The 24,702-nt window shown below is 60.8% G+C and carries 24 protein-coding genes, 1 tRNA gene and 2 pseudogenes; 22 read left to right on the top strand and 5 right to left on the bottom strand.

All coding sequences use genetic code 11. The features are described from left to right. The first annotated feature begins 182 nt into the window (after positions 1-182). Complete coding sequence (locus GSQ83_RS20045; RefSeq protein ID WP_158804637.1) at positions 183-1,523, top strand: DUF763 domain-containing protein; 1,341 nt, start codon at positions 183-185, stop codon at positions 1,521-1,523. Here the strand turns inward: GSQ83_RS20045 and GSQ83_RS20040 are convergent. Beyond that, positions 1,453-2,163, bottom strand: coding sequence for a DUF4239 domain-containing protein (locus GSQ83_RS20040; RefSeq protein ID WP_216850373.1), 711 nt, complete (start codon positions 2,161-2,163; stop codon positions 1,453-1,455). The genes GSQ83_RS20045 and GSQ83_RS20040 overlap by 71 nt on opposite strands. Positions 2,164-2,261: 98 nt before the next feature. Next, a complete protein-coding gene (locus GSQ83_RS20035; protein WP_158804635.1) occupies positions 2,262-2,639 on the bottom strand; it encodes a hypothetical protein in 378 nt (125 codons plus the stop codon). A 324-nt stretch (positions 2,640-2,963) separates the two neighbouring features. On the opposite strand from GSQ83_RS20035, the gene GSQ83_RS20030 reads away from it, so the two are divergent. The 3 genes from GSQ83_RS20030 to GSQ83_RS20020 all read left to right on the top strand — a co-directional run bounded on the left by GSQ83_RS20030 (position 2,964) and on the right by GSQ83_RS20020 (position 6,814). Continuing rightward, the gene (locus GSQ83_RS20030) at positions 2,964-4,352 is read left to right on the top strand and encodes a DHA2 family efflux MFS transporter permease subunit (RefSeq protein ID WP_158804634.1); all 1,389 of its coding nucleotides are present in this window, start codon (positions 2,964-2,966) and stop codon (positions 4,350-4,352) included. A gap of 152 nt (positions 4,353-4,504) precedes the next feature. Then, positions 4,505-5,434: a prohibitin family protein gene (locus GSQ83_RS20025; protein WP_158804633.1), complete on the top strand. Its 930-nt coding sequence runs from the start codon at positions 4,505-4,507 to the stop codon at positions 5,432-5,434. Between the two features lie 129 nt (positions 5,435-5,563). Then, on the top strand, positions 5,564-6,814 hold the full coding sequence (locus GSQ83_RS20020) for a YbiU family protein (RefSeq protein WP_158804632.1): 1,251 nt from the start codon (positions 5,564-5,566) through the stop codon (positions 6,812-6,814). A gap of 11 nt (positions 6,815-6,825) precedes the next feature. Here GSQ83_RS20020 and GSQ83_RS20015 read toward each other — a convergent pair whose 3' ends face one another. Then, on the bottom strand, positions 6,826-7,728 hold the full coding sequence (locus GSQ83_RS20015) for a MurR/RpiR family transcriptional regulator (RefSeq protein WP_158804631.1): 903 nt from the start codon (positions 7,726-7,728) through the stop codon (positions 6,826-6,828). Positions 7,729-7,848: 120 nt separating this feature from the next. Here GSQ83_RS20015 and GSQ83_RS20010 point away from each other — a divergent pair, with 120 nt between their 5' ends. The 9 genes from GSQ83_RS20010 to GSQ83_RS19970 all read left to right on the top strand — a co-directional run bounded on the left by GSQ83_RS20010 (position 7,849) and on the right by GSQ83_RS19970 (position 18,161). Then, on the top strand, positions 7,849-8,907 hold the full coding sequence (locus GSQ83_RS20010; RefSeq protein WP_158804630.1) for a sugar phosphate isomerase/epimerase: 1,059 nt from the start codon (positions 7,849-7,851) through the stop codon (positions 8,905-8,907). 6 nt (positions 8,908-8,913) lie between these two features. Next, the gene (locus GSQ83_RS20005; RefSeq protein WP_158804629.1) at positions 8,914-10,107 is read left to right on the top strand and encodes a Gfo/Idh/MocA family protein; all 1,194 of its coding nucleotides are present in this window, start codon (positions 8,914-8,916) and stop codon (positions 10,105-10,107) included. 51 nt (positions 10,108-10,158) lie between these two features. Next, positions 10,159-11,199, top strand: coding sequence for an ABC transporter substrate-binding protein (locus tag GSQ83_RS20000; protein ID WP_158804628.1), 1,041 nt, complete (start codon positions 10,159-10,161; stop codon positions 11,197-11,199). 27 nt (positions 11,200-11,226) lie between these two features. Next, positions 11,227-12,729, top strand: a complete 1,503-nt coding sequence (locus GSQ83_RS19995; RefSeq protein WP_158804627.1) for a sugar ABC transporter ATP-binding protein — start codon at positions 11,227-11,229, stop codon at positions 12,727-12,729. Then, positions 12,729-13,751 (top strand): ABC transporter permease, encoded by a 1,023-nt coding sequence (locus tag GSQ83_RS19990; RefSeq protein WP_158804626.1) that lies wholly within the window; start codon positions 12,729-12,731, stop codon positions 13,749-13,751. Before GSQ83_RS19995 ends, GSQ83_RS19990 begins: the two co-directional genes overlap by 1 nt. Positions 13,752-13,816: 65 nt before the next feature. Then, positions 13,817-14,746: an ABC transporter permease gene (locus GSQ83_RS19985; RefSeq protein WP_216850371.1), complete on the top strand. Its 930-nt coding sequence runs from the start codon at positions 13,817-13,819 to the stop codon at positions 14,744-14,746. A 61-nt stretch (positions 14,747-14,807) separates the two neighbouring features. Beyond that, positions 14,808-15,902: a Gfo/Idh/MocA family protein gene (locus GSQ83_RS19980; RefSeq protein ID WP_158804624.1), complete on the top strand. Its 1,095-nt coding sequence runs from the start codon at positions 14,808-14,810 to the stop codon at positions 15,900-15,902. Between the two features lie 86 nt (positions 15,903-15,988). Next, positions 15,989-17,074, top strand: a complete 1,086-nt coding sequence (locus GSQ83_RS19975; RefSeq protein ID WP_216850369.1) for an N-acetylglucosamine-6-phosphate deacetylase — start codon at positions 15,989-15,991, stop codon at positions 17,072-17,074. Positions 17,075-17,177: 103 nt separating this feature from the next. Further along, positions 17,178-18,161, top strand: coding sequence for an aldo/keto reductase (locus GSQ83_RS19970; RefSeq protein ID WP_158804622.1), 984 nt, complete (start codon positions 17,178-17,180; stop codon positions 18,159-18,161). 29 nt (positions 18,162-18,190) lie between these two features. On the opposite strand, the gene GSQ83_RS19965 is transcribed toward GSQ83_RS19970, so the two are convergent. Next, positions 18,191-18,730, bottom strand: coding sequence for a gamma carbonic anhydrase family protein (locus GSQ83_RS19965; protein ID WP_158804621.1), 540 nt, complete (start codon positions 18,728-18,730; stop codon positions 18,191-18,193). A 227-nt stretch (positions 18,731-18,957) separates the two neighbouring features. On the opposite strand from GSQ83_RS19965, the gene GSQ83_RS19960 reads away from it, so the two are divergent. From GSQ83_RS19960 to GSQ83_RS30650, 9 genes and pseudogenes are all read left to right on the top strand, one after another. After that, positions 18,958-19,031 (top strand) — tRNA-Gly (locus GSQ83_RS19960). Positions 19,032-19,073: 42 nt separating this feature from the next. Further along, on the top strand, positions 19,074-19,382 hold the full coding sequence (locus GSQ83_RS19955) for a hypothetical protein (protein ID WP_158804620.1): 309 nt from the start codon (positions 19,074-19,076) through the stop codon (positions 19,380-19,382). 606 nt (positions 19,383-19,988) lie between these two features. Continuing rightward, positions 19,989-20,741 (top strand): hypothetical protein, encoded by a 753-nt coding sequence (locus GSQ83_RS19950; RefSeq protein WP_158804619.1) that lies wholly within the window; start codon positions 19,989-19,991, stop codon positions 20,739-20,741. A 167-nt stretch (positions 20,742-20,908) separates the two neighbouring features. Continuing rightward, positions 20,909-21,232: pseudogene (locus GSQ83_RS31440) on the top strand (AAA domain-containing protein); the annotation flags it as partial. Positions 21,233-21,314: 82 nt separating this feature from the next. Further along, positions 21,315-21,677 carry a hypothetical protein gene (locus GSQ83_RS19940; RefSeq protein WP_254065800.1) on the top strand — a complete coding sequence of 121 codons (363 nt, stop codon included), beginning with the start codon at positions 21,315-21,317 and terminating at the stop codon, positions 21,675-21,677. A 126-nt stretch (positions 21,678-21,803) separates the two neighbouring features. Further along, positions 21,804-22,637: a hypothetical protein gene (locus GSQ83_RS30665; protein ID WP_254065799.1), complete on the top strand. Its 834-nt coding sequence runs from the start codon at positions 21,804-21,806 to the stop codon at positions 22,635-22,637. Further along, positions 22,586-23,044, top strand: a pseudogene (locus tag GSQ83_RS30660) (hypothetical protein); the annotation flags it as partial. The gene GSQ83_RS30665 and the pseudogene GSQ83_RS30660, both read left to right, overlap by 52 nt. A 71-nt stretch (positions 23,045-23,115) precedes the next feature. Further along, positions 23,116-23,247 carry a hypothetical protein gene (locus GSQ83_RS31435; protein WP_371418044.1) on the top strand — a complete coding sequence of 44 codons (132 nt, stop codon included), beginning with the start codon at positions 23,116-23,118 and terminating at the stop codon, positions 23,245-23,247. 12 nt (positions 23,248-23,259) lie between these two features. Next, the gene (locus GSQ83_RS30650; RefSeq protein WP_254065798.1) at positions 23,260-23,877 is read left to right on the top strand and encodes a 3'-5' exonuclease; all 618 of its coding nucleotides are present in this window, start codon (positions 23,260-23,262) and stop codon (positions 23,875-23,877) included. A gap of 13 nt (positions 23,878-23,890) precedes the next feature. On the opposite strand, the gene GSQ83_RS19930 is transcribed toward GSQ83_RS30650, so the two are convergent. Beyond that, positions 23,891-24,541 carry a class I SAM-dependent methyltransferase gene (locus GSQ83_RS19930; protein WP_158804618.1) on the bottom strand — a complete coding sequence of 217 codons (651 nt, stop codon included), beginning with the start codon at positions 24,539-24,541 and terminating at the stop codon, positions 23,891-23,893. Between the last annotated feature and the right edge of the window lie 161 nt (positions 24,542-24,702).

The following is a 24,702-nucleotide window of genomic DNA, read 5'->3' as shown; positions in this document are numbered from 1 at the left end:
CCAATCCGCCAGGGTCGCCCGCCGGTACGTTGATGCGGATCAGTATACAAACCAGAAGCCGGACGACGGCAAGTCATCCCTTGGCACAATCGTGGCTTTGTTCCGCGGAGCGAGTCGAGCCGCCGTCGCCAAAGTCTAGCCGGTCTGATAGAGGATGTTCCCTATTCGTTCCAGGAGGCTTTATGGGTCGACGGGCAGGGAGCGCGGATCTGCCACTTCATCACGGGCGGGTGCCGGCTTGGCTCGGCCAACGCATGGCTCGGCTTGGCGCGGTGATCGCCGAGGCCATCATTCATCATTATGGGCGGGATGAGTTCCTGCGCCGGCTCGCCCACCCCTTCTGGTTCCAGTCCTTCGGGGCCGTGATGGGAATGGATTGGCATTCCTCCGGGATCACTACCTCGGTCATTGGTGCGCTGAAGCACGGCCTCGGGCCACTTTCCGGGGAACTCGGCATCCATGTTTGCGGTGGGCGAGGGCGGCATTCGCGCCAGACACCGCAGGAACTTGTCGCTATCGGAGATCGTGTCGGCTTCGACGGGACGGCTCTAGCCAAGGCGAGCCGGCTCGTTGCCAAGGTCGATAGCGCCGCCGTGCAGGATGGGTTCGACCTCTATCTGCACGGCTTCATCGTGGCGGATGACGCCAAATGGGTCGTCGTTCAGCAAGGCATGAACGGGGAGAGCCGGCTCGCCCGCCGCTACCACTGGCTCTCCGAGGATCTCAAAAGTTTCATCGAGGCGCCGCATGCGGCGATCGACGGCGAGAATCAGGGGCAGATCGTCAACCTCACCGACCGTCGAGCGGACGACTCACGGCGTGGCCAGCTCGCCTTGCTTCGCGATCTTGGGCCGGATCGGATCATCCGTGAGATCGTGGCGATGGAAGGGAAGAACTCATCACCGGCAGCGCAGGGCGAGCCGTTTCTCCCGCACCTCGTTATGCCTGCCCATCACGACGTCCGCCCGAAAGACGTGATGATGCGGCGACTGCACGGCGCTCTGGCTGCGGCGGCCGATTGCGAACCTGCCGAGTTTTCGTCGCTGTTGCTTGTGCCGGGCGTCGGCGCGCGAACCGTGCGCTCGCTCGCTATGGTCGCCGAGGTTGTACACGGCGCTCCGTGCCGTTTCGCCGATCCGGCCCGGTTCTCGCTCGCTCACGGGGGCAAGGACCGGCAGCCGTATCCGGTGCCCACCCTGGTCTATGACCGGACGATCGCGGTGTTGAAATCGGCGTTGACCAAAGCGAAACTCGGAGACAGCGAGCGGCTCGACGCAATCGGCCGTCTCGACGCGCAAGCCCGCAGACTTGAGCATCACGTGACCGGACCATCGCTGCCCGATTTCATTGCGACCGAACGACAGCATTCGCACGAATATGGTGGGCGTAGCGTCTTTGGCTGGGAACCTGTGCCCGAAGCGATAGTGCGTCCTTTCTCTCTTCCGCCGCGTGCTAATCCTGCGACGAAAAGTTATCGAGCGTGTATTGCAGCGGTTCCAAGGCGACCTTCACATCGCCAGTGAAGGGAAAATTGATATTGATGATGACGAAAAGCGCCATGAAGATCACGGCCGCAAGCATTCCGGCCATGATGACCTGTGCCGTGACGTTCTTTGTGCCAAAGAAAAGAGCGAAGGCGATGTTCAGAACTGCTCCGCCGAACAAGATAGACCACATGATGTCAGGAACAGCGCCACGGCTGAGTTCGAGCCTCTCTCGCCGCGCTTCGGCCAGCGCGCGTAATTCACCGAGCATGGCTTGAAATACGTCGGAATCCTCGAGGTCGACAGGTTTCGCCGCCAAGGTTGCTTTGTACAGGTTGTTAAGTGCCAGAGTGGTTGAGACATCGGTCTGGCCGACCGCCATGGTATCCGCTTCGCGCGTTACCACCGCATTCAGGTAACGCCGAATGCCAGCCTGAATCGCGGGTCTATCGGCCACTTCCATCCCGCCCGTAAGGCGATAGATGGCACCGGCGGCGGCGGACTCCGTGGTAACGGCCTCCTGGGCGGCCTTGAACTTTTCCCAGACGGTGATTACGGCGAATCCAAGCAGCACGGCGTAGACCACGCCAAGCACGGCAAATTTGAAGCCCGCCACCTCGTTGTTGCTGACGAGACGTTCGAACCCGACGATGCGACGAACCAGGACGGTGAGGATCATTGACCCAGCCGTAGTGAGGCCCACCACCAGGAACGCACATTGCCAAGGTGGTAGACTGGCTAGCCAAAGAATCACGAAATCTTCCTTTCGCGCTCTAGCTAGCTTGCAATTCGCCATCCGGACTTGGTGAGGCACCAGTTCACGTTGTAGTCCGGGGTTATGTTTCTCCTGGTCACGGTGACCTTATACTGCACCGTATGGCAGGTTCTTTTGTCGGATGTATAAATCCGCATGATTGTCGTTATTCCGGAATTGGTTGACTTGGGATTTTCCCAGGTCGCGGCCGTGCCAACTTTCGCGTTGGGGTCCTCGTTAACCTTCGTCGCGCTCCGGAAGAGCATGTCGTAGTCTTCCGAACTCAAGGTTACATGGGCCTTATTCCAAAAGGGGCTCATTTGGGCATGTCCAACCTGGACCGACGCCAGAAGTAACCCGGCTCCCAGCAGCGAAAAGGCCACCGAACGTCGTCTTTCCATTGCTCGATCCTCGTCACGTTTCAAAATTCATCGACCTGGCACATCATCGATTCAGCGGTTCGACGGGTCATGGTAATGACCCCGCAAGGTGCTTCATTGAAGGCATCAGCTTTGCGAACATAGCCTTGCCTTGGGCTCCGTTGCAAACTCCGAGCAGGAAGCAAGCGGGCAGGCGACTCAGAGCATTTAAGGAGGCATCTCAGTCGCTAGCTAGACGAGGTTCGACTGCGGCGCGAGGTCCGGTCCGCGCCGGCAGACTATCTCATGCGGAGGATCTCTGCTCAGCCTGCCTGGGATACAGATCACCCTGGAGGAATTCTCATCATGTCTGGACCGGGTAAGGAGGCGGCCCACCACGCTCGCTCCGCCCTCATCCTCGTGACCTGTGTTCTTGCCTCCAGCCTGGCCTTTGTCGATGGATCGGCCGTGAATGTCGGTCTGCCCGCGATCGGGCGGGGGCTTGGTGGGGGAGCTGCCGGGCTGCAATGGTTGATCAGCGGATACCTTATACCGCTGAGCGCGCTTCTCCTTCTCGGCGGGGCTCTGGGCGATAGGATTGGCCGCCGCCGGCTGCTCATCGGGGGCGTGCTGCTATTCGGGTTGGCCTCGGCCGCCTGTGGCTTCGCGCCGGATCTGCGGCTGCTGATTACGGCGCGCTTCATCCAAGGCGTGGGGGCGGCACTGTTGATGCCAAGCAGTCTGGCGATCCTGGGCGTGACCTTTGAGGGCGAGGCACGCGGCCGGGCCATCGGTATCTGGGCGGCAGCGGGCGCCGCGACAGGGGCGGCGGGGCCGGTGCTGGCGGGGTGGCTGATCGACCTCTTCAACTGGCGCATGATTTTCTTCATCAACCTCCCGATTGCCGCCGGCGCGATCGGCATGGCGATTCGCTACCTCCCGAAAGACGCGGAAGGTGACAAGTCACCGCTTGATCTTCTTGGCGCGTTCCTGGCGACCGTCGGTCTCGGCGGGCTGACATGGGGCCTTATCGCTGGCACTGGCGCCGCGGGATGGTCGCTCGTGTCGGCCGCCGGATTGGCCGCAGGTATCGTGTTTCTGGCCGGCTTCGTTCTATGGGAAGGCAAGAAAGCGGAGCGTGCGATGATGCCGCTCGCTCTTTTTGGATCCAAAAGTTTCATTGGCCTGACACTTCTGACGTTGCTGCTCTACGGCGCGCTGGGAGGGCTGATGGTTTTGTTGCCCTATGTCCTGATCGAGGCCGGCGGATATTCGAGCGCCATGGCCGGCGCCGCCCTTCTGCCGCTGCCGCTGGTGCTTGCGGTAACCTCGCCGTTCCTGGGCGGCTTGGCGGGCCGCATCGGCTCCCGCCCGCTCCTCATTCTTGGCCCTTTCGTGGTCACCATCGGCTTCCTGCTTATGCTGCGCATGGAAGCCAAGACGCACTATTGGACCGTGTTGCTGCCCTCACTCATCGTCATTTCGCTCGGCTTGGCCTGCGCCGTCGCACCGCTGACAACCGCGGTGCTCGCCTCGGCGGACCCGAGGCATACGGGCTCCGCTTCCGGGTTCAACAGCGCGATTGCCCGCACCGGCGGCCTCATCGCCACAGCCCTTTTGGGAGGCGTGTTAGCGGCCCGAGGCGCTTCGCTGATCGGCGCGTTTCATGCGGCCGTCATCGCGATCGCCTGCGCGAGTTTGGCCGCGAGCGCCAGTGCGATCCTGACCGATCGCAAGGCGGGAAAGCGCGCGTAAGGCGCTGAGCTTACGGGCTCGCTCCCGGGCGCGCGTCCTGTCCTTTGCGGATTGCCTTGAGGCGGCGCATTATTTCTGTCTCGCGCGGAGTATTGGCCTGCTAGGCAGCTCGCTTTCTCGCCGCGATCAACGCCAACCTAACGGACCAAACAATGCCCCGTCTGATCGACTACCAAACGCCCGCCTCGCCTCCTCAAGGATATCCATTGCCGACAAAGCTGATCAGATGGGTAGCCGTCTTCCTCGCCTCATTGCTCGTTCTGTTCATCATTGTCACCAATTCCTATTACACCGTGAATGTCGGTTACGTCGCGGTGATCACGCGCAACGGCCGCATCGCGACCGTCACTAGTGCGGGATCCGGACTCGGTTGGATGGTGCCCTTCATATCCTCCGTGCATAAGTTCTCGGTCCAGTCGCAAGCCGTCGTCTACGACCAGATGCAATCCTATAGCCTCGATCAGCAGCCCGCATACTTCAAGGTTTCGCTGCGCTACCATGTCTCGCCTGGCGACGTCGAAGATGTCTACACGCAGTACGGCACCGAGGACTCGATGGTCGCTAAGCTGCTCGACCGCATTGTGCCGCAGCAGGTCAAGACAGCCTTCGGTCAATATACGGCGGTGACGGCGATCGCCGACCGTGGCAAGATGAACGCCGCTGTCGCATCCTCTGTGGTAACGGCCATTCAGGGCCCGGTGGTTATCGAAGGCGTGCAGCTCGAAGACATCAAATTCTCGGATGCCTATGAGAACGGTGTCGAGCAGCGCATGCTCGCCCAGGTGCAGGTTCAGAAGATGGAACAGGATCGGGATCAGCAGCAGGTTCAAGCGCAGATCACTGTCATTCAGGCGCAGGCTCAGGCCGATGCCAATGTCGCGCAGGCCACCGCGCAAGCAAAAGCCACGACTCTTGCAGGCAACGCGACAGCGGCGGCGATCCGCGCCCGTGGCGATGCTTTGCGGGACAATCCAAACCTCGTCGAACTGACAGCGGCCGAACGCTGGGACGGGCATTTGCCCACCACGATGGTGCCGGGCTCCACTTTGCCTTTTGTGACTCTTCCGACGGGTCACAATTGACGGTCAGTTGACTCTTGCCGAGGAAGTCGAGCGCTAGGGCACCCGCTCGACCGCTCGCATGGCATGTTGGCCCCGGCAGCGGCGGGCTGTAAGCTGCTCCCAACGCGGGGCCAGGCGAGGGGGAGTTGCATGCTGCAAGATTTAGCCGACATGCCGAGCAAGATTGCGGAAACGAAGGCTCTCTTGCGCAGGCAGCTGCCAAATTACAGAGAGGTCTTCGCGGAGGTCTCTCGCGAAATCGAGCAGGAGGCGGAGGAAATTGCCGCACGTTTCGGTGCGGGAGACCCGATCGTGCCCTCCGTCGTCTACCAGGATATCGTTGACGGCCGGGTCTCGCCTGGGATCGCAGCGGCCATACGGCGGCACGGTTGCGCTATCGTCCGGAGTGTTTTCCCGCGCGAGCAGGTGACCGCATGGGATCGCGAACTCCTCGACTATGTTACGCGCAACAACTATGTCGAGAAGGCCAAAGCCAAGAGCGGCCTCGACAATTACTTCTCCAAGCTGAAAAGCGGGCGCCCCCAAATCTACGGCATCTACTGGTCGCAGCCTCAGATCGAGGCGCGCCAAGCCGCGAGCATCGCGACCACTCGGACTTGGCTCAACACCCTTTGGGAGTGGGACGGTGCGGACGGACCCTACTTCGTGCCAAACCGCGATTGCACTTATGCCGATCGCATCCGTCAGCGCGAGCCCGGTGACAACACGCTCGGTCTTTCGCCGCATGTCGATGGCGGCACAATCGAACGTTGGATTGATGAAGGCTATCGGCATGTCTATCGCCACGTCTTCTCCGGCGAATGGCGCAAGCACAATCCCTGGGCTGGTGAGGGGCGCACGGAAACCCACGAAATTCCGTCGCCCGCCGTCTGCCAGATGTTCCGCACCTACCAGGGTTGGACCGCGCTGACCCAGCAGGGGCCGGGTGACGGAACCTTGCGGCTTGTGCCGATGATCAACGCGATGACCTATATGCTGCTGCGGGCTATCCAGGATGACACGCCGGATGATGATCTTTGCGGAGCCGAGGCTGGTCGCGCGCTGCTCGCCAGCGAGAAGTGGCATGGCCCGTTGCTTAAGGCGCTTATCCCGATTCCGGTCGTTCAGCCAGGCGATACCGTTTGGTGGCATCCGGACGTTATTCATGCTGTGGAAAACGAGCATCGTGGGTCCGGCTATAGCAGCGTGATTTACATTGGCTCGGCGCCCGATTGCGCGAAGAACCGAAAATACCTTCCGAACCAACGCGAGGCGTTTCTAAATGGCCGATCGGCGCCCGACTTCGCGGCCGAGGATTACGAGGTGGAATTCGAGGGCCGCGCGGCGGAAGCCGATCTGTCGCCGCTCGGCCGTAAGCAAATGGGATTTGAATCTTGGTGATCAGGTCAGAATCAAAGCGCCTCCCGCCGCCGCGCGACGCTCAACACGAGTGACATGCCAATCGCGATCGTTGCCGCAAGGGAGCGGAATCCGCCGAAGTCGGGCTCGTCGACTTCGGTCCAGGCTTTTGCGAGCGGAATGAGCGGGCTGAACGCGCTGTCCGTTATGGCAACCACGGCTGCCCCGGCTTGCGAGGCTCGTTCGGCGAGGGCTGGCGTGATAGAGTTGTAAGGGCTGAAATTGACCGCCACGACGACATCCCGCGAAGTCACAAAGCCAAGCTGCTCAAAGCCGAGCGAGCCCACGTTGTCGATCAGGCAGTTTCTTATTCCCAACTGTGACAAGGCCAGGGCCATATAAAGCGTCACTGGAAACGCGCGCTTGCTGCCGACAAGGTAAATGGTCTCGGCCTCCGCCAGCAGATTCGCCATTTTGGCATACATGCGGAGGTCTATGCTGCTCGGCAGGCGCGACAATGAAGCGGCCGAGGCCTGGATCAGCCCGGCAATAATCCGAAGATCAGGATCATCGGCCGCCGCGGCCTCGGCTACGGGATTGGCGCGTCCGTGATATTCGCTCCAATTGATTTTAACGTAGTCCTTGAAAACTTCTTGCAGCTCCGTAAATCCTGGAAAGCCGAGACTCTGTGCGAACCGCACGAGCGTCGAGGGTTGCACACCGGCCTTCTTCGAAATGTCGACGGAGTTGCCGACCGCGAATTCGCTCGGACTGCGCACTATAAAGATCGCGACCTGGCGAAGCTGCCGTGGCAACCGAACCGTCACGGACGACAGTAGTGCCCGCAACTCTTCATAGGTCCGCGGCCGGCTGTAGCCGAGCGTGCCCTCAACATCGCCGGCAAGCCCGTTGGGCATAGTCGCATCGGTGAAGGTGGCCAGAGCTAGCTTTGGCATCTGATCCGACTCGTTCGCATGGAAAAATCTTTTCAAATATTGACATTTGGAACGGGTCTATGTTTTTCTTGCAAAGACGCCAGAAAATCAAGCCAAAAGGCGCGATCGGGGAATTCGGTCATGCGAACAATCAAAGGGCCGGGTCTCTTTCTGGCACAGTTTGTGCGAGACACGGCGCCTCACAATTCGCTTGAGAGCATAGCGCGCTGGGCCAAGGGCTATGGCTATAAAAGCATCCAAATCCCAAGCTGGGACAGAAGACTTTTCGATCTCGACAAGGCAGCCGATAGCGAGACCTACTGCGACGAGATCAAGGGAAAGATGGCCGATATCGGCATCACAATCTCCGAATTCTCTACGCATTTCCAGGGCCAGATGGTGTCGGTTCACCCGGCTTACGACATGATGTTCGATGGCCAGGCTCCCAGTCATGTGCGTGGGAATCCCGAGAAACGTCGGTTGTGGGCCGCCGATCAGGTGACCAAGGCCGCCATCGTGTCGCAGCGTTTTGGATTGACGGAACACGTGACGTTTTGTGGTTCCCTGGCCTGGCCTTACTTTTACCCCTATCCGCAGCGTCCCGCTGGCTTGATCGAGGAGTGCTTTGCCGAACAGGGCCGCCGCTGGAGGCCAATCCTTGACGCTTTCGATTCCGCTGGCGTCGATCTCTGCTACGAAATCCATCCCACGGAGGACATGTTCGACGGTGATACTTTCGAGATGTTCCTCGAAGCGGTGGGTAACCATCCGCGGTGCAACATCAATTACGACGCCAGCCACTACATCAAGCAGGGCATGGACTATCTTGGTTTCATCGACGCCTATCACGAGCGGATCAAGATGTTTCATGTCAAGGATGCGGAGTTCAATCCGACGGCAAAGCAGGGCGTCTTCGGCGGGTACAAGAATTGGCTGGAGCGCGCCGCACGCGACCGCTCACTCGGCCACGGCCAGGTTGATTTCGGCGGTGTATTCTCCAAGCTCGCGGCATATGATTTCGCGGGCTGGGCGGTCTATGAATGGGAATGCTGCCTGGAACATCCCGAAGTCGCGGCCAGAAACGGCGCGAAATTCATCGCCGACCACATCATAGAGGTAACCGATCGCGTTTTCGACGATTTCGCCGCCACTCACGCTGACGCGGCGAGCAACCGAGCGCTGCTCGGGGTAAAAGGGTAGCGGCCGATGGTCTACGCGACAGACAGTGCTGCTGAGCGACCACGGCGTCTGCGCTTTGGAATGGTCGGAGGTGGACGAGGGGCCTTCATCGGGGCTGTTCACCGATTTGCGACGCGCCTCGATGATCACATGGAACTCGTGGCTGGCGCACTTTCGGCGAGCGAGGAGAATGCGCAAGCGTCTGGTGCCGAGCTGGGGCTTGCACCCGATCGGAGCTATGCGAGTTTCGAGGAGATGGCAAAGCGCGAAGCCGCTAGGCCGGATGGAATCGAGGCTGTCGTGATCGTAACGCCAAACCATCTTCACGCCCCGGTCGCCAAAGCTTTCCTGCAGGCCGGCATCGACATCATCTGCGACAAGCCCTTGTCGGCCACCGGTGCGGACGCTGAGGAGCTTGTCGGTCTTACGCGAAAGACCGGCCTCGTTTTTGCCGTGACGCTCAACAATACGGGCTACGCCATGGTGCGTCAGGCCAAAGAGATGGTTGCCGCCGGCGAACTCGGTAAGCTTCGCGTCGTGCATGCGACTTACATTCAGGACTGGCTCACGCTGCCGATCGAAAGGGACGGGCAGAAGCAAGCCGAATGGCGTACCGACCCGGCGCGTGCCGGGTCATCTGCATGTCTCGCCGATATCGGGGTTCACGCGCACAGTCTCGCGGGATTCGTGACGAGTCTGGATCTCGCGGAAGTCGCGGCTGATCTCACGACCTTCGTGCCCGGCCGCAGACTGGACGACAATGCCCATGTTCTGCTTCGCTATCACGGGGGCGCCAAAGGTGTGCTTTTGGCGAGTCAGGTCGCTCCCGGAAACGCGAATGCGCTGTCGCTGAAAATCTATGGGGAAAAGGGCGGTCTCGAGTGGTTTGGCGAAACTCCCGAACTGCTGCGCTTCACGCCATATGGTGAGCCGTCACGCACGCTCGTTCGCGGCGGTCCGGGAAATACCTCCGCCGCGATGCGTGTCACTCGCATGCCGGCGGGGCACCCTGAGGGGTATATCGAAGGCTTCGCCAATCTCTATCGGGATGCGGTTTCGTTGATAAGGTCACGCCGCGCGGGATTGCCGCCTGACCCCTCAGCATTGGCTTCGGTTCCGACTGTGCATGAGGGCGCTAGAGGAATCCGTTTCATCGAGGCCGCCGTTGCATCCAGCCGAGCCAACGGGAACTGGGCAACGGTGGCTTCGGGTGGGGGATAATCCGAGGCGAAGACGTCGGTGAGTCGTAGAAGCGATCAAGGGGAGGACAAATTGCGGACTTCTAGCAAACTGCTCTATGCGTCACTATTCACCATCCTGCTTAGTGTGGCAGGAGCATACTCGGCGCGGGCGGCGGACAAGTATGTGGTCGGTGTGTCCAACACGCTGATCGGCAATGGCTGGCGCGAGGAGATGATTTGTTCGATCAAAGCGCAAGCCTTGGCTTCCGGCGTGGTTTCAAAGGTGATCGTGGCAAATCGGAATGCCGGGCCGGCCGAGCAGATCTCGGATCTGCGCAATCTGATCTCCGCCGGCGTCAATGTGATTGTTCTCAACCCGTCCGATCGTGAAGCACTTAATCCGGTGATCAAGCAAGCCGCAGCACGCGGGATAGTCGTGGTCGCGGTGGATCAGGCGGTATCCGCTCCCGAAGCCTATGTCTTGTCGAACGATCAGGTGGATTACGGAAAAGCCGGTGCGGAGTGGCTGTTCAAGCATCTGAACGGCAAGGGCAACGTGGTCGAGATGCGAGGCATAGACGGCGTTCCGGCGGATGCCGATCGTCACAAGGGATTTACAGAGGCCTTGGCCAATTACCCGAACATCAAAGTCGTGGCTATGCCCTTTACAGGATGGGCGTTGAACAAATCGGCGCAGCAGGCGAAGGATCTATTGGCCTCAGGCAAACAGATCGACGGAATTTGGACATCCGGCCTCGATGCTGTCGTGGTCGATGCCATTCAGACTTCCGGCAAGCCCCTGATGCCGGTGATCGGTGCCGACAATAACGGTTTCGTAGGTCAGCTCATAACTCTCAAGGACAAAGGCTTTGCCGGCGCCGCAGTGACCAATCCGCCATCCGTCGGGGGCGCGGGCCTTGCGGTGGCGCTCGACGTTCTACAGAAGAAGGGCGATCATCCGAAGGTCATCAAGATAACACCTGAGGTTTGGGACAATACGAGCGATGTCGGGCTCGCTACCCTCAAGCGCAATTACGATCCAAAACTCGATCCGTATTACAGCATGGACTACACGGTAGCGCCTTACACGACCTATACAAAGGATCAGTTGCTCGCCTGTAAGGGTCCATAGGTCCCGGAGACAAACGCTGGAGCTTGGATGACTGAGGCTGCCACTCTCCTCGAAATAAAGAACGTTGCGAAGCGCTTTGGCTCCGTCAAAGCGCTTCGCTCGGCCGAGCTGAGGGTGCGAGCCGGCGAGATCCACGCATTGATGGGAGCCAATGGCGCAGGCAAGAGTACCCTGGTTAAGATTATAACCGGGGTTTTCCCATGCGATGCGGGTTCGATTGTTCTCGCCGGCGTCGCTAGGAACTTTCGCTCGCCCGCCGAAGCCCGGCGCGCCGGAATCGTGTCGGTGTATCAGGACCCCGCGCTCGTGCCGGATTTGACGTTGTCGCAGAATATGCGTCTCGCGCGAGTCCCGCTCGAAAGCGTCACAGGCTACCTGGCGGAGATGGGCATCGGGAAAGTCGATCTCAGCGCCTATGTCCGAGATCTTCCACAACCAATCCTACGTCTCATCGATCTTGCGCGAGCCCTTGCCTCAGAGCCGAAGGTCCTTCTGCTCGACGAAATCACGGCCGCGCTGCCCTCCGATATGGCGGGGAAAGTGTTCGAGATGATGCGGCGTTGGCGAGAGCGAGGCCACGCCGTCATCTTTATCTCGCATCGCATGGCGGAGGTTTCGGCAATATGTGATCGGACGACGGTTCTACGAGACGGTGCGACGGTCGGCGTAACCGAGACGGCAAGCGGCAGCCAGGAGCAGATCGTTTCGCTCATGCTCGGAACGGACATCGCGAAAGCTGCGCAAAGCGTCGCGCAGCCTGGCGTTGGGCAGAGCATTCCGAAAGACGAGCCGCCGACGTTGGAGGTTCGTGGCATGGGGCTCCGGAATCTGCTCCATGATCTGTCCTTCAGCCTTCGCCCTGGCGAAGTGCTGGGTGTCGCGGCGCTGGAAGGGCAGGGTCAGGACGAATTGTTCGATTGTCTCGCGGGCGTGCGACGCTTCGACAGCGGGACGATCCTGGTCGAGGGAAAGGAAGTTCACTTTCGCCACCCCGGCGACGCGATTAAGGCTGGGCTGGTTTTCGTGCCAGCCAATCGGCTTCAGGCCTTGCTGCAGCAGCGAGCCATTCGCGAAAATGTCGCGTTGCCGATGTTCCGCAGCCCGCGGTCCTGGGGACCACTTTCCATGGCAAGAGAACGCGAACGCGTGCAGTCTGCGGTGACCCGGCTGCAGATCGATACACGCGCCGAAGCGGAATTGCGACGGTTGAGCGGCGGCAATCAGCAGAAAGTCGTGCTGGCACGCTGGATCTCGCATGGCTTCAAGACTTTGCTGTGCTTTGATCCCACACGCGGAATCGATGTCGGCACGAAACGCCAGATATATTCCTTGATCCGCGAGCTTGCCGCGGCGGGCTCCTCGATTTTGCTCTTTACTTCCGAATTGCCAGAGATCCGGTTGGCTTGCGACCGGGCGATCGTCATGTTCGCGGGCCGTATCGTCAATGAAATGCCAGCCAGGGAAGCGGATGAGGCCACATTGCTACTCTCCGCTCATGGGTTGGTTCCCCGCGTCGCGGCCGAAGCGTGATGGTGCGGAACGATCCCTCGGAAAAGGGCGCCACCGGTTTCTTGCCGAGCGGCGGCGCGCGTGTGGCGTCGATGCGCTGGGCGGGACGTTATCTGCCCGTCATAGGCATGCCGCTTCTGCTTGCTGTGGCTTTATTGTTTACGACCTGGATTCATCCAAGTTTCGGCGCCTTCGACATTCAGTCTCTGGCTCTAGGCGCTTTGCCTCTGGCCTTCGCCGCCGCTGCTCAAACCTGTGTCGTCATATCGGGCGGCATAGACCTCTCGGTGGGTTCGCTCATCGCGGTCGCCAATGTGCTCGCGGCCAGCACGATGCAACATGCAGACTTTCGGCAGGCGCTCCTGCTCGCTGCCGGCATACTGATCGCAGGAGCGATCAGCGGAGCGATCAATGGCGCGATCGTGGTTTTGTCCCGGATACCCGATGTGGTCGTCACCTTGACGACCGGATTCATCTGGGGCGGTGTGGCTTTGCTGATCATGGAGAAACCCGGCGGTGGCGCGCCGCAGCAGTTTCTCGATCTCGCCGCTGGAACGACGCTCGCGCCGTGGCTGCCCAATGCCGTGATCCTGCTGATCGCGGCGGTCGCGGTTGTTTGGATCCCGCTGAAGCTCGGCCGTGCTGGACTGCTCGTTTACGCCGTCGGCAGCGATAGGGTCGCGGCCTTCCGAAGCGGCGTCGGTGTCGAAACTACCCGCATCCTGGCCTATACGCTTTCTGGACTTTTCAGCGCCATGGGTGGCCTTGCTTTGACAATGACGACCGCGATCGGTGCTCCACTTGCAGGTGTTTATTACACGCTCAGCGGTCTCGCAGCGCTGGTGATCGGCGGGGTAAGTTTGACGGGAGGCAGAGGTGGAATTTCGGGACCGGTATTGGCCGCTTTTGTCTTGACGCTCATTCCGACCGACCTCATCTTCCTGAACATCGATCCCAATTACGGGCAGGTGATCCAGGGCACGCTCATTGTTTTGGTGGTCATGCTGGGCGGATTTGTCACCGTTCTGCGAAACCGCAAATGAGCGCGCGGATTCCTTCCACGGGTCGGCGCCCGCCCTCCGTACTCGGAAAAAGATCGCGCGATCTGTTGGTCTTCCTCCGCGATCATACCATTGTCGCCCTCGTGTTGCTTCTTTGTATCTTCGTGTTTGGGATCGAGCTTATACGGCCCGGTACGGTCACACCGACCTGGCTTTCCAACTCGCTGCAATTCGCAGCCCCTCTGGGGATTCTGGCGGCGGGACAGACATTGGTGATGCTCACCGGGGGCATTGATCTTTCAGTAGCGAGCGTCGCTACCGGCGCGGCTTACCTGCTTACCACGAATGTCTCGTTGGGCGGGTTCGCGGCGGTGCTGATCGCGCTGGCTTTCGGCGTCATCGTCGGGGCGCTGAACGGAATTGGTGTAGCACTTTTGCAGGTGCAGCCTTTGGTGATGACGCTTGGCACCGGTTTGATGTCTGGCGGAGTAATGATCGTCTATAGCCAGAAGATGCTGGCGAGCCAAGCGCGTGTGCCAGGCTTTATCCAGGCATTGGGATCGGGCAAGCTTTGGGGAGTGGCGCCGCTCGACCTATTTCTTTGGGTGCCTCTAGCCGCCCTGTTGATCTTCGGGCTAAGCCGAACGGGCTTCGGTCGGTTGCTTTACGCGATCGGAGACAATCGACTGGCTTGCCATCTGACCGGCATTCGTGTGTGGCGGATCCTGCTGGTCAATTATATTCTCTGCTCCGTTGTGGCCGCAGTGGGCGGTTTGGTTTTGGTGGGCAGCACGAACGCGGCCGACCTTGGGCTCGCGGATGTTTATCTCCTGCCGTCCGTTGCCGCTGTAATTATTGGTGGAACGTCGATCTTCGGCGGGCGTGGTGGCTATGGAGGCAGTATCGTCGGTGCTGTTATCCTGACGGTGCTCACGAGCCTCCTCACGCTCTTGGACGTGCCCGAGCCGATAAAGCAGATTCTCTATGGCGCGATTATTCTTGTTTTGGCTGCGGCCTATGCGCGCCTTACCGGGTGATTTAGGGACAGCCGGACCCGTTCGGCGAAAATCGGCGAGAGTAGTGGAATTCGGAGGGGTTATGAGCCAGGTTTTGCGCGTTCTTCTCGTTGGGCTCGGTCATATGGGGATGAGCCACGGTCGAGCCTATGAGAAGCTCGACGGCTTCCAAATCGTGGGGCTCTGCGCTCGCGGCATCGCCAAGCGACATGACCTCCCCGAGAGTTGGGCGGAATTGCCGCGCTTTTCAGATTACGGCGAGGCGCTGGCGATCCTCAAGCCCGATGTGGTCTCAATCAATACCTGGCCGGATACCCATGCCGACTTCGCGGTTCGCGCATTTGAAAGCGGCGCGCATGTTTTTATCGAAAAGCCTCTCGCGGAAACGGTCGACGATGCGCGGTGGGTGGTGGATGCGGCCCGGCGCCTGCACCGCAAGCTCGTCATCGGCTATTCGCTGCGTCATCATCCGAGTTGGATAAAGCTTGTTGAAATCGCCCGTGGTCTAGGGAAACCACTCGTTATGCGGATGAATCTCAACCAGCAGTCGATTGGCGACGCTTGGACTTGGCACAAGAACCTCCTCAAATCCTGCTCGCCCATCGTGGATTGCGGTGTCCATTATGTCGACGTGATGTGTCAGATGACGGGCGCCAAGCCCGTCCGCGTACACGGGATGGGCGCGCGTCTGTCGAACGAGATCGCTCAGGACATGTACAACTATGGTCAGCTGCAGGTCTTCTTCGACGACGGCTCCATCGGCTGGTACGAAGCGGCCTGGGGTCCCATGGTCAGCGAAACAGCCTTTTTCGTCAAAGATGTTATCGGACCTAAAGGCGCTGTCTCCATCGTCATGCCCGAGCATGGGGGCGGGGCAGCCGCCGGCGCCTCGACGACCTCGTCCTCAGACATGGATACCCATGGCAAGACGAACGCCATTCGCTGGCATCACTCCGCGCTTAACGCGGACCAGTCACTGTCGAAAGGCGACGAGATAATCTCGACCACCGACGAACCGAGCCACGACGAAATCTGCGAGCGGGAGCAAATCTATCTGCTTCAAGCCATCCGGAATGATGAGGATTTGACGGAACATATGCAGTCGGCGGTCGAAAGCTTGCGGATCGTGCTGGCGGCGGATCAGAGCATTCGGGAGCGGCGCGTGGTGGAGTTGTAGAGCCACCGATCGAAAGACAGATTGTGTCGTCGCGGCTCAGTGGATCGATCCTGACTCCATCCGGTTGGGTGGCCGGTGTCGTCGAGATGAGTGACCTCCGAATCTTCCATATCGTCGGCTGTGCACTTGCGAAGGGGGAGCGGCCGCCAGCACCGCACATTCTTCCAGGCTTCATCGATCTTCATGTTCATGGCGGCGGTGGCTATGACTGGCGGGGCGGTGAAGACGCTGTGCGTGGCCTCGCCCGGTTTCATGCTTCGCGCGGCACGGTGGCGATGGCTCCGACGACCGCGACCGCAAGTATTCCGGTTATCGAAGATGCATTGGCCACGATTGACGCGGTCATGGAAAATCGAAGACCGACCGAAGCTATCGTGTTGGGTTCTCATCTCGAAGGACCTTTTATAAGCCCGAAGAAGCTCGGCGCGCAGGAAGCAGCCACGCTACCGGGGGATCCGCTTCTTGCACGCGACTGGGCCGAGCGCTTTTCGATTCGGGTTGCGACGGTTGCGCCGGAAATTCCACGAGGTTTGGATGTCATTCGGATTTTGTGTGACTCCGGCGTGCGTGTGCAGATCGCTCATAGCCTTGCAACGGCGGAGGAGACTGCAGAAGGTTTCCGTTCCGGCTGCTCTGGTTTCAGCCATTTATTCAACGCCATGAGTGGCGTCGACCATCGCCGCCCCGGCGTCGCGGCCTATGCGCTGGCGCATGGCCAGTACGCGGAGATCATTTGCGACCTGCTGCATGTCGACCGAACCGTGTTGCTCGCCGCTTACCGAGCTATTCCGTATCTCTATTCGGTCTCGGATTCCACCCTCGCCGGGCTTGCGGATGGACGGCACCAGTGGGGAGGACACGCGATTGACAAGAGCGGGATCCGCGTGACGCTGGAGGACGGGAAAACCCTTGCCGGCAGCGCGATCACGCAGCTAGATGCGCTGAGGAACCTGGTCGAGGTCGGCCTGACGCTTGAACAGGCTTCCGATATGGTATCCGCGAGACCGGCGAAATATCTTGGGCTCACGGATCTTGGCGCGATCGAGCCCCAGGCGCGCGCCTGCATGGTAGTGTTGGACGATGATCTTCATCTGATTGAAACATGGATCGACGGCAAATCGATTCTTGCTGGGTCGGATGGGCTACCGAGCTATGAATCAGTGACAAGGTAGCGCGGCAATAGCTGATATAGGCGCGCCGCGAGCACCTGAGAGTTGCGGTTGAGGCTCTCTTGTCCAAACTGGCTGGGGTAGGACACAGGAAAGGTGGCCGAAGATGGATTACGTCAAGCTTGGCAAGACGGGGTTGAGCGTTTCTCGCATCTGTCTGGGATGCATGACTTACGGCGAGCCGGAGCGGGGAAATCATCTCTGGACTTTGAACGAAACCGAGAGCCGTCCGTTCATCAAGCGCGCGCTTGATGGCGGCATCAATTTCTTCGATACGGCGAATGTCTATTCCGATGGCTCCAGCGAGGAAATTGTGGGCCGTGCCTTGCTGGACTATGTGCCACGGAACGAGGTCGTGCTGGCGACGAAAGTCCATGGCCCAATGCGCAAGGACAGCAACGGGCGCGGCCTCTCGCGCAAGGCGATCATGGCCGAGATCGACGCCAGCCTGCGACGCCTCGGGACCGACTTCATCGATCTCTACCAGATACATCGTTTCGACGATCACACGCCGATCGAGGAGACACTGGAAGCCCTGCATGATGTCGTGAAGGCCGGCAAGGCTCTGTATATCGGCGCGTCATCGATGCATGCCTGGCAATTCTGCAAGGCGCTCTATCTCGCCGATCAGAACGGCTGGTCTCGCTTCGTCTCGATGCAGAACCACTACAATCTGCTCTATCGGGAAGAGGAGCGGGAGATGATCGGGCTTTGTCTGGAAGAAGGCATCGGCGTCATCCCCTGGAGCCCGCTGGCACGAGGAAAATTGACCCGGCCCTGGGAAGACAAGCCGAGCACGAAGCGTGCTGAAACAGACCAGGCTACAAAGCGATTTTACCCGGTCAACGATTCCGACAAAAATGTGGTGGCGGCTGTCGCCAAGCTTGCCGCCGCTCGCGGCGTCCCGCAGGCACAGGTGGCGCTGGCGTGGTTGCTATCGCGTCCTGGCGTGACAGCGCCGATCGTGGGGGCTTCCAAACCGCATCATCTTGACGACGCCATTGCAGCGTTCAGCCTCGTGTTGACGCCCGACGAGATCGCCGCGTTGGAAGAGCCCTACGTGCCACATCCTGTTGCCGGTTTCGTCTGAGCCGGCGGAGCGTCCGGCCCTGCGGCTCGTCAGGGACCGGCGCTTGCTTCGTCCAGTCTGAGATCCCGCTGATAACGCCTCCAGTTACGCACGTAACTCGCGGTGCCGGCCTTTATCTTGTCCGATTGCTCGGCGGAGATTTCGCCGACCACTTTGCCGGGCACACCCTTTACGATGGAATTGTCGGGGATGATCTTGCCTTCCCCGACAAAAGCCTTGGCCCCGATCAAACAATTTCGGCCGATCTGCGCTCCGTTGAGAATGACGGCCCCGATGCCAATGAGCGATCCCTCACCGATCGTGCAGCCGTGCAGCATGGCGAGGTGGCCGATCGTCACCTCCGCGCCAATTTCGAGCGGAAAGCCCATATCCGTGTGCAGCACAGCGTTATCTTGGACATTGCTGCCGCGCCCCACCGTGATGAGTTCGTTATCACCGCGCAACACGGCACCCCACCACACCGACGCATCCGCGAGCAACCGCACCCGTCCGAGCACGACGGCGGTTGGCGCGATCCAATGATCCGCATTCTCCGTTTCGATTCGAGCGTCGCCCAAGGAAAAGCGCATTTTCCACCTATCGATATGCGTATCGGCCGGACGCGAAGGCTACAGCATCTAGACGGCAGAGTATGAACGACACTGAGTCCCGTCAATGCAGACGTAGGCCCCGGGGCGCGGTGCCCGGCGGCTTGCTCGCGATGGAATGCTACTTCGCTTGGGGGCCTGTCATTAGGGACAATATCCCGAAGCACAGCTTTTCGATGCCATCGGATCGGGTAATGTCCCGTCACTGAGCGGGCTTAGCAAAGTGGCATTGCGGTGGTCTTCCAGGCCAAAGGTATCGGTTCGATTCCGGTGGCCCGCTCCAATACCTTGAAGACGAGTTGCAGCGAGCGTGGCTAGACAATCCATGAAGCCTGTCATTCAGCTTGCCAATCCCGAGCAAAAGCGTTCGGACAATCCGTTTTTCGCTGAGGGCGAGGCGGCAAAGACCGAAGGGCGACACATCGACAGCAATCCCTATCCCGCATACAGCGAGCCCTATTGGCAGTGGCAGGATGGCTGGTTCGCTGTGGCCGCGGGCCGAGGTGGCTTCTGGCGGGAACGTATGCGGGCTTTGGTCGGTTGGCCGAAAAGCCTGCGATCCAGCCCGAAACGCAGCGACCACGGTGAAGCGCGAACCCACGCCGGCTTTTTACCGAGATCCGCGGGCCTTTAGTGGCCGCTCAATACCAATTATCTGATCGACGACCGGACAGGGACGGTCGCAAGGGAAAGAACGGGCGCCGACTTCGCGAACTGTGCCGTTCCCTCGCCCCGAGCCAAGAGCGGTGTGGCGTCTCATGCCTGATGTCGCTCGAGGTGTGCCGTGAATAGCCCCGACATCAACTTCGTACCCGAAACATTCCCATTAAAGACATGCTTTCTCAATCGGAAGGGGCTTAAGCTAGACGATCGGCAATATGATCGCCCAATGCCTGGCCATCGGACGCAGCGTCCTCTTCGTCTCGCAGAAGACCGCGGCGCTTGAGGTCGTGCAACGTCGCCTCGAGGAGATCGGGCTTGGAGGCTACTGCCTCGAAATCCATTCCACCAAGGCGCAGAAGTCCAATGTGCTGGCTCGGCTCAAGTCTGCCTGGTACGAACGGCAAGTCGCATCGTCCGCCGGCTGGGCGGGGGCGACATCGGATCTCAGCGTGCTCAAGGACGAGCTGAACGCCCTAGTCGCGGCGCTACATCGCCCGCGCGCGAACGGCCTCTCTACCTATGAAGCCTTCGGGCGGGTAGTGGCGGGCGAGGCAACAGGGATCGTCTTCGCACTCGATTGGAAGACGATAGGGCGGCGTCGCCCCAGGCGCTCGCCCGCCTGCGCGGTCTGTTCCGCGATCTCCGCCCGGTGCTCGAAGCCGTGGGTGACATCCCTGAGCATCCTCTCGCGGGGATCGAGACCGTCGAATGGTCGCCGCGCTGGCAGGCCGAGATGGTTGGCGTGCTGGATCGCGATATCTCGGTGCTGCAAGCTCTGGGGGAAGCGAGCCGGCGCTTTGCCGCTGTCCTGGGCTTGGAAGCCCTTGCCGGAGGCTATGCTGGCGCAGAGGCTCTCCTCGCCCTTGGGCGCCATCTGATCCGCGACGAGGCGGCGCAAGGCCTGCCTCTCCTCGGATCCGAAGCGGAAACATTGAAAGCCGCATTGGCGGAGCGCGAGGCATTTCGGCAGGAGCAGCAACGTCGTGAAGCCGGCCTGACGGGACGCTACCGACATGCTGTCCACGACCTTGATCTACAGGCGGTTCTGGCCAGTTGGTTGGAGGCGCAGAGCGCTAACTTTCTTACCCGGGGTGCTAAGACGCGGCGTGTGCGTCTGCAACTCGGCCTCCACGCCGAGGGTGAGCTTCCCGAATATTTGGGGCCTGATCTGACGGCCCTCACTCAGTCGGTCGGCACCTCCGCGCGGGTTGTTCCGCTGATGCGATCCTCGCGCGCTTCGGCAGGCCCCGGACGGATCCCGATGATGCAGTGGCCTGCTTGCTGGCGGCGACAGAATGGGCGAGGCAGGCGCGGCACCTTGCCGCACTAATCGGGCTGTTTGGCGGCGAATATCCCGCACCGCGCGCTCGATTGGCATTACCGCTCGCGTCACGAGAGCCTCATCGCGTTCTCTAACGCGCATTACAATCGCCGCACAACTTCGGCCACGACCACCCGCGCCTCAGGCCGGTTGATGCGGTTGGAGGAGCCACGCTCATAGAGGCCGTCAGCAACCCGAACGAGACGAACCGCCCGATCCGTTGTGACCGGCGATGGGAAAGTGACGAGCCGGCCGCCGTAATAACGTTCAATGCTGATCAGCAGCGCCTCATCGAAAACCTGCTCGAGGAACAGCGGCGCGCCTATCCGGATCTCGAAACCTTCTTCGACAAAGAGCGGTGGCACGAACCCGTCTTCGTCAAGAACCTGGAAAATGTCCAAGGCGATGAGCGGGATGTTATCATTTTCTCGGTTGCGGTCGGGCCGGATGCCGCGGAGCGCGTCTCGACCACCGTCTCCTCGCTGAACAAAGAGGGTGGACATCGTCGTCTCAACGTCGCGATCACGCGCGCTCGGTTGGAGCTAGTTGTCTTTGCATCGTTGCGACCGGAGCAGATTGATCTTGGCCGCACCGGGTCGCGCGCGGTGCGCGACTTCAAGCATTTCCTCGAATTCGCTGATCGCGGCGTTCGCGCGCTGGCGGACCGGCGAGATCCGGTCAGGCGGCACGGAGAGCATCGCCGCGTGGTTTATCGACACGCTGTATGACGAGGAAAGTTTTCGCGTCCGCCACGCCTATTTCCTCGGCGCCAACGACCCCTACAAATCGCTCAAGACCGCGCTCAGGGCGGAGATCGACGAGGAAGCCTGGGCCACGCTCTATCGCGATACCTCGCGCCCCTTCCCAAGGCCGGAAACGGGACGGATCGCGGTGAAGGTGATCAATCACTTCGGCGACGAGGTGATGAAGGTGTTCGCGGTGTAAATTTCGTGTCCGACAGAACAACGCCGAGTGGGCGAGGGCGACGCAACATCACCGTCATCCCCCGCCTTCGCGGCGAATGACGGATGAATTCAGTCCCCACCGTTGAATCTGAAAGCAGAGTCGCGCATGGAATTCCGCATCGCCGAGACCTTCACTGCCGCGCTCGCGCGGCTGGATGGGCAAGCGCAGAAGGCCGCCAAAACCACGGCCTTCGACCTGCAGGTAAATCCCGCCGCTCCGGGGCCGCGCTTCCACCGGATCGAGGCCTCGCGCGACCCGGATTTCTGGTCGGTCCGCGCCAATGCCGATATCCGCAGCATCATCCACAAGACACAGGCGAGCTTCCTGCTCGCTTATGTCGATCACCACGACGCCGCCTATGCCTGGGCCGAACGCCGCCGGATCGAGGCGCATACCAACACCGGCGCCATCCAGATCGTCGAGGTGCGGGAAAGGGTGGAGGAACTCGCGGCCGTGCCGGTGGTACCGCCGCCGGCGGCCGTGCCACCTCTATTCGCCCTGCTTTCGGCGGAACAGCTACTCGGCATCGGCGTGCCGCCAGACTGGATCGCCGACGTGCAAGCCGCGACGGAAGAGGGCTTCTTCACCCTCGCCGAGCATCTCCCTGCCGAGGCGACCGAGGCCTTGCTGGAATATGTCGCGTCGGGCCAGTGGCAGCGACCCATCACGAAACCGCTGTCGCCGCCGATCCCTTCGCTCATCCTGATGCACAGCGCCGCTTCCGCACGATCGGCAATGAGGCGGAACTCGCGGCGGCGCTGGACGCGCCCTGGGAGCGATGGATCGTCTTTCTCCACCCCAGCTAGCAAGGCGTCGACGAGCGCGGCTTCAACGGCCCGGCACGCGTCACTGGCTCCGCGGGCACGGGGAAGACGGTCGTCGCCCTCCACCGCGCCGCACGGCTGGCACGAACCTCGCCGAGCAGTCGCGTGCTGCTGACCACCTTCTCGGCGCAGTTCGCCGCCGCCTTGGAGCGACGCCTGACGGCTCTGGCCGTGGCCTCGCCCGGCATTGCCGCGCGCATCACGGTCTCGCCGATCCGCGCGGTGGCGGATGAGCTGTTCCAGCTCGCCTTCGGCCGCCGTGCGGTTCCCGCATCGGACGAGCAGATGCGCGATGCGGTGACGAAGGCGGCGTCGTCCGTGGGCGACAGCGGTTATCCGCTGCGCTTCATCCTCTCGGAATGGCGGTATGTGGTGGATGCCTGGCAGATCGAGGATGTCACGGCCTATGCCACCGTGCCCCGTCTTGGCCGCAAGAGCCGGATGAGCGCCGGACAGAGGGAGAGCGGCTGTGGCCGGTCTTCGCGGCGACGCGCGCCTCCCTGGCAAAGCGCGGGCTGCTGACCTGGGCGGAGATCTTCAGCCGGGCGACCGCCTATTATGCTGCCCGGGCCGACAAGCCCTTCGATCATGTGGTGGTGGACGAGGCGCAGGATCTGGGTGTTCCAGAGTTGCGATTGCTGGCGGCCATCGCGCCCACCGGGCCGGACGCGCTGTTCTTCGCCGGCGACGGCGGCCAGCGGATCTCCCAGCAGCCCTTCTCCTGATCGGCGCTGGGCGTGGATGTCCACGGACGCTCCTCCACGCTGACCGTGAATTACCGCACCTCGCACCAGATCCGGCGCATGGCGGATCGGCTATTGCCCTCGACGGTGCAGGACGTTGACGGCGTCATCGACCAGCGGGACCGCACGGTGTCTCTCTTCGACGGCCCGGCACCGGAAGTGTGCGTGTTTTTGTCGCGCGAGGCGGAGATCGGGGGCGTCGGTGCTTGGTTACGCGATGCCATGGCATCGGGCATCGCCTCATTCGAAATCGGCGTTTTCGTCCGCAGCCGTGGTGAGTTGGACCGCGCGCGAGCCGCGATCCTGAACGCGGGCGCGACACCGGGAGAACTCGCGGATCTCGAGGAGACGACATCACCGCGCATAACGGCGGCGACGATGCATTTCGCCAAAGGGCTGGAGTTCAAGGCGGTCGTGGTGATGGCCTGCGACGATGATGTGCTGCGGCTACGCGCACGTCTGGAGGGGGTGACCGACGAGGTCGAATTGGATGAAGTTTACGAGACAGAGCGGCATTTGTTCTATGTTGCCTGCACGTGGGCGCGGGATCGCCTCTTCACCTGTGGCGTCGGCCCGGTATCTGAATTCTTCGGCGATCTCGCGGCAAACTGACGGTTCCGCAATGTCACATCGGCCAATACTTCGCGTAGAAGTGTCGACGTGGCAATGCGAACCGCGCTAGTTGGGGTTGCGCCGAAAGCAAGTCGTAGTTCAGAAACATCATTAGATTCTGTTGTAGCCACGGGTACATTTTCGGCTCGTTGGCGATGGCTGGCCGAATGATCTCCAGCGGGACAAAATTTCGCTGCCAGAATTTATCGACCCAATACCTCGGTTTCTGCTCATTGACGTGATCGACTCCACCCTGACCCGGAATAGCCGCCGAGAACACCAACACGTTGGCCGCATTCACCATGCTGTCGCACAAGCTGTCGGAGGAAGTTGCGGGAAGATGCTCCCCTACCTCGACCGAGAGCGCGAGATCGAACGACCGGTAAAACTCGAAACGTTCGTTGCCGAGATCCGCGATCCGCAATTCGGACTCTTCGATCAGCATTTCGCTCTGCTTGATCCAGTCTCCCTCGATCCCCAGAACCCTGCTCGCTCCGAGCATCTTGGCGGCGTGTAGCCAGCCGCCGATGCCGCATCCGAAATCCACAACGGAGTCGAATGGAACGTGCCGCTTGATCGCCTGGAGGCATTTTCTCGCATTGAGGATGCGAAACTCCCGGTCAGCGAGACGGGACTTGTGGAGGATCCCGTAGTGCTCGCTCATGAAGCCCCCGCCTTCGTTCTGACGGAGCTAGCCCTTCATCGCTGCGAAATGGCGATGACCGGCGACACGACTCAACTCGTCGGCCACCTTTTCGGCCGAAGGTGGTCACTTATGTCTTAAGAGGCTCTGGTGCGCGAGTGGCCAAATGGACACTGCAGGAC

Source organism: Acidisoma sp. L85 (assembly GCF_009765865.1).
Lineage (GTDB): Bacteria > Pseudomonadota > Alphaproteobacteria > Acetobacterales > Acetobacteraceae > Acidisoma.
This window is presented reverse-complemented; position numbering and strand designations above follow the sequence as displayed.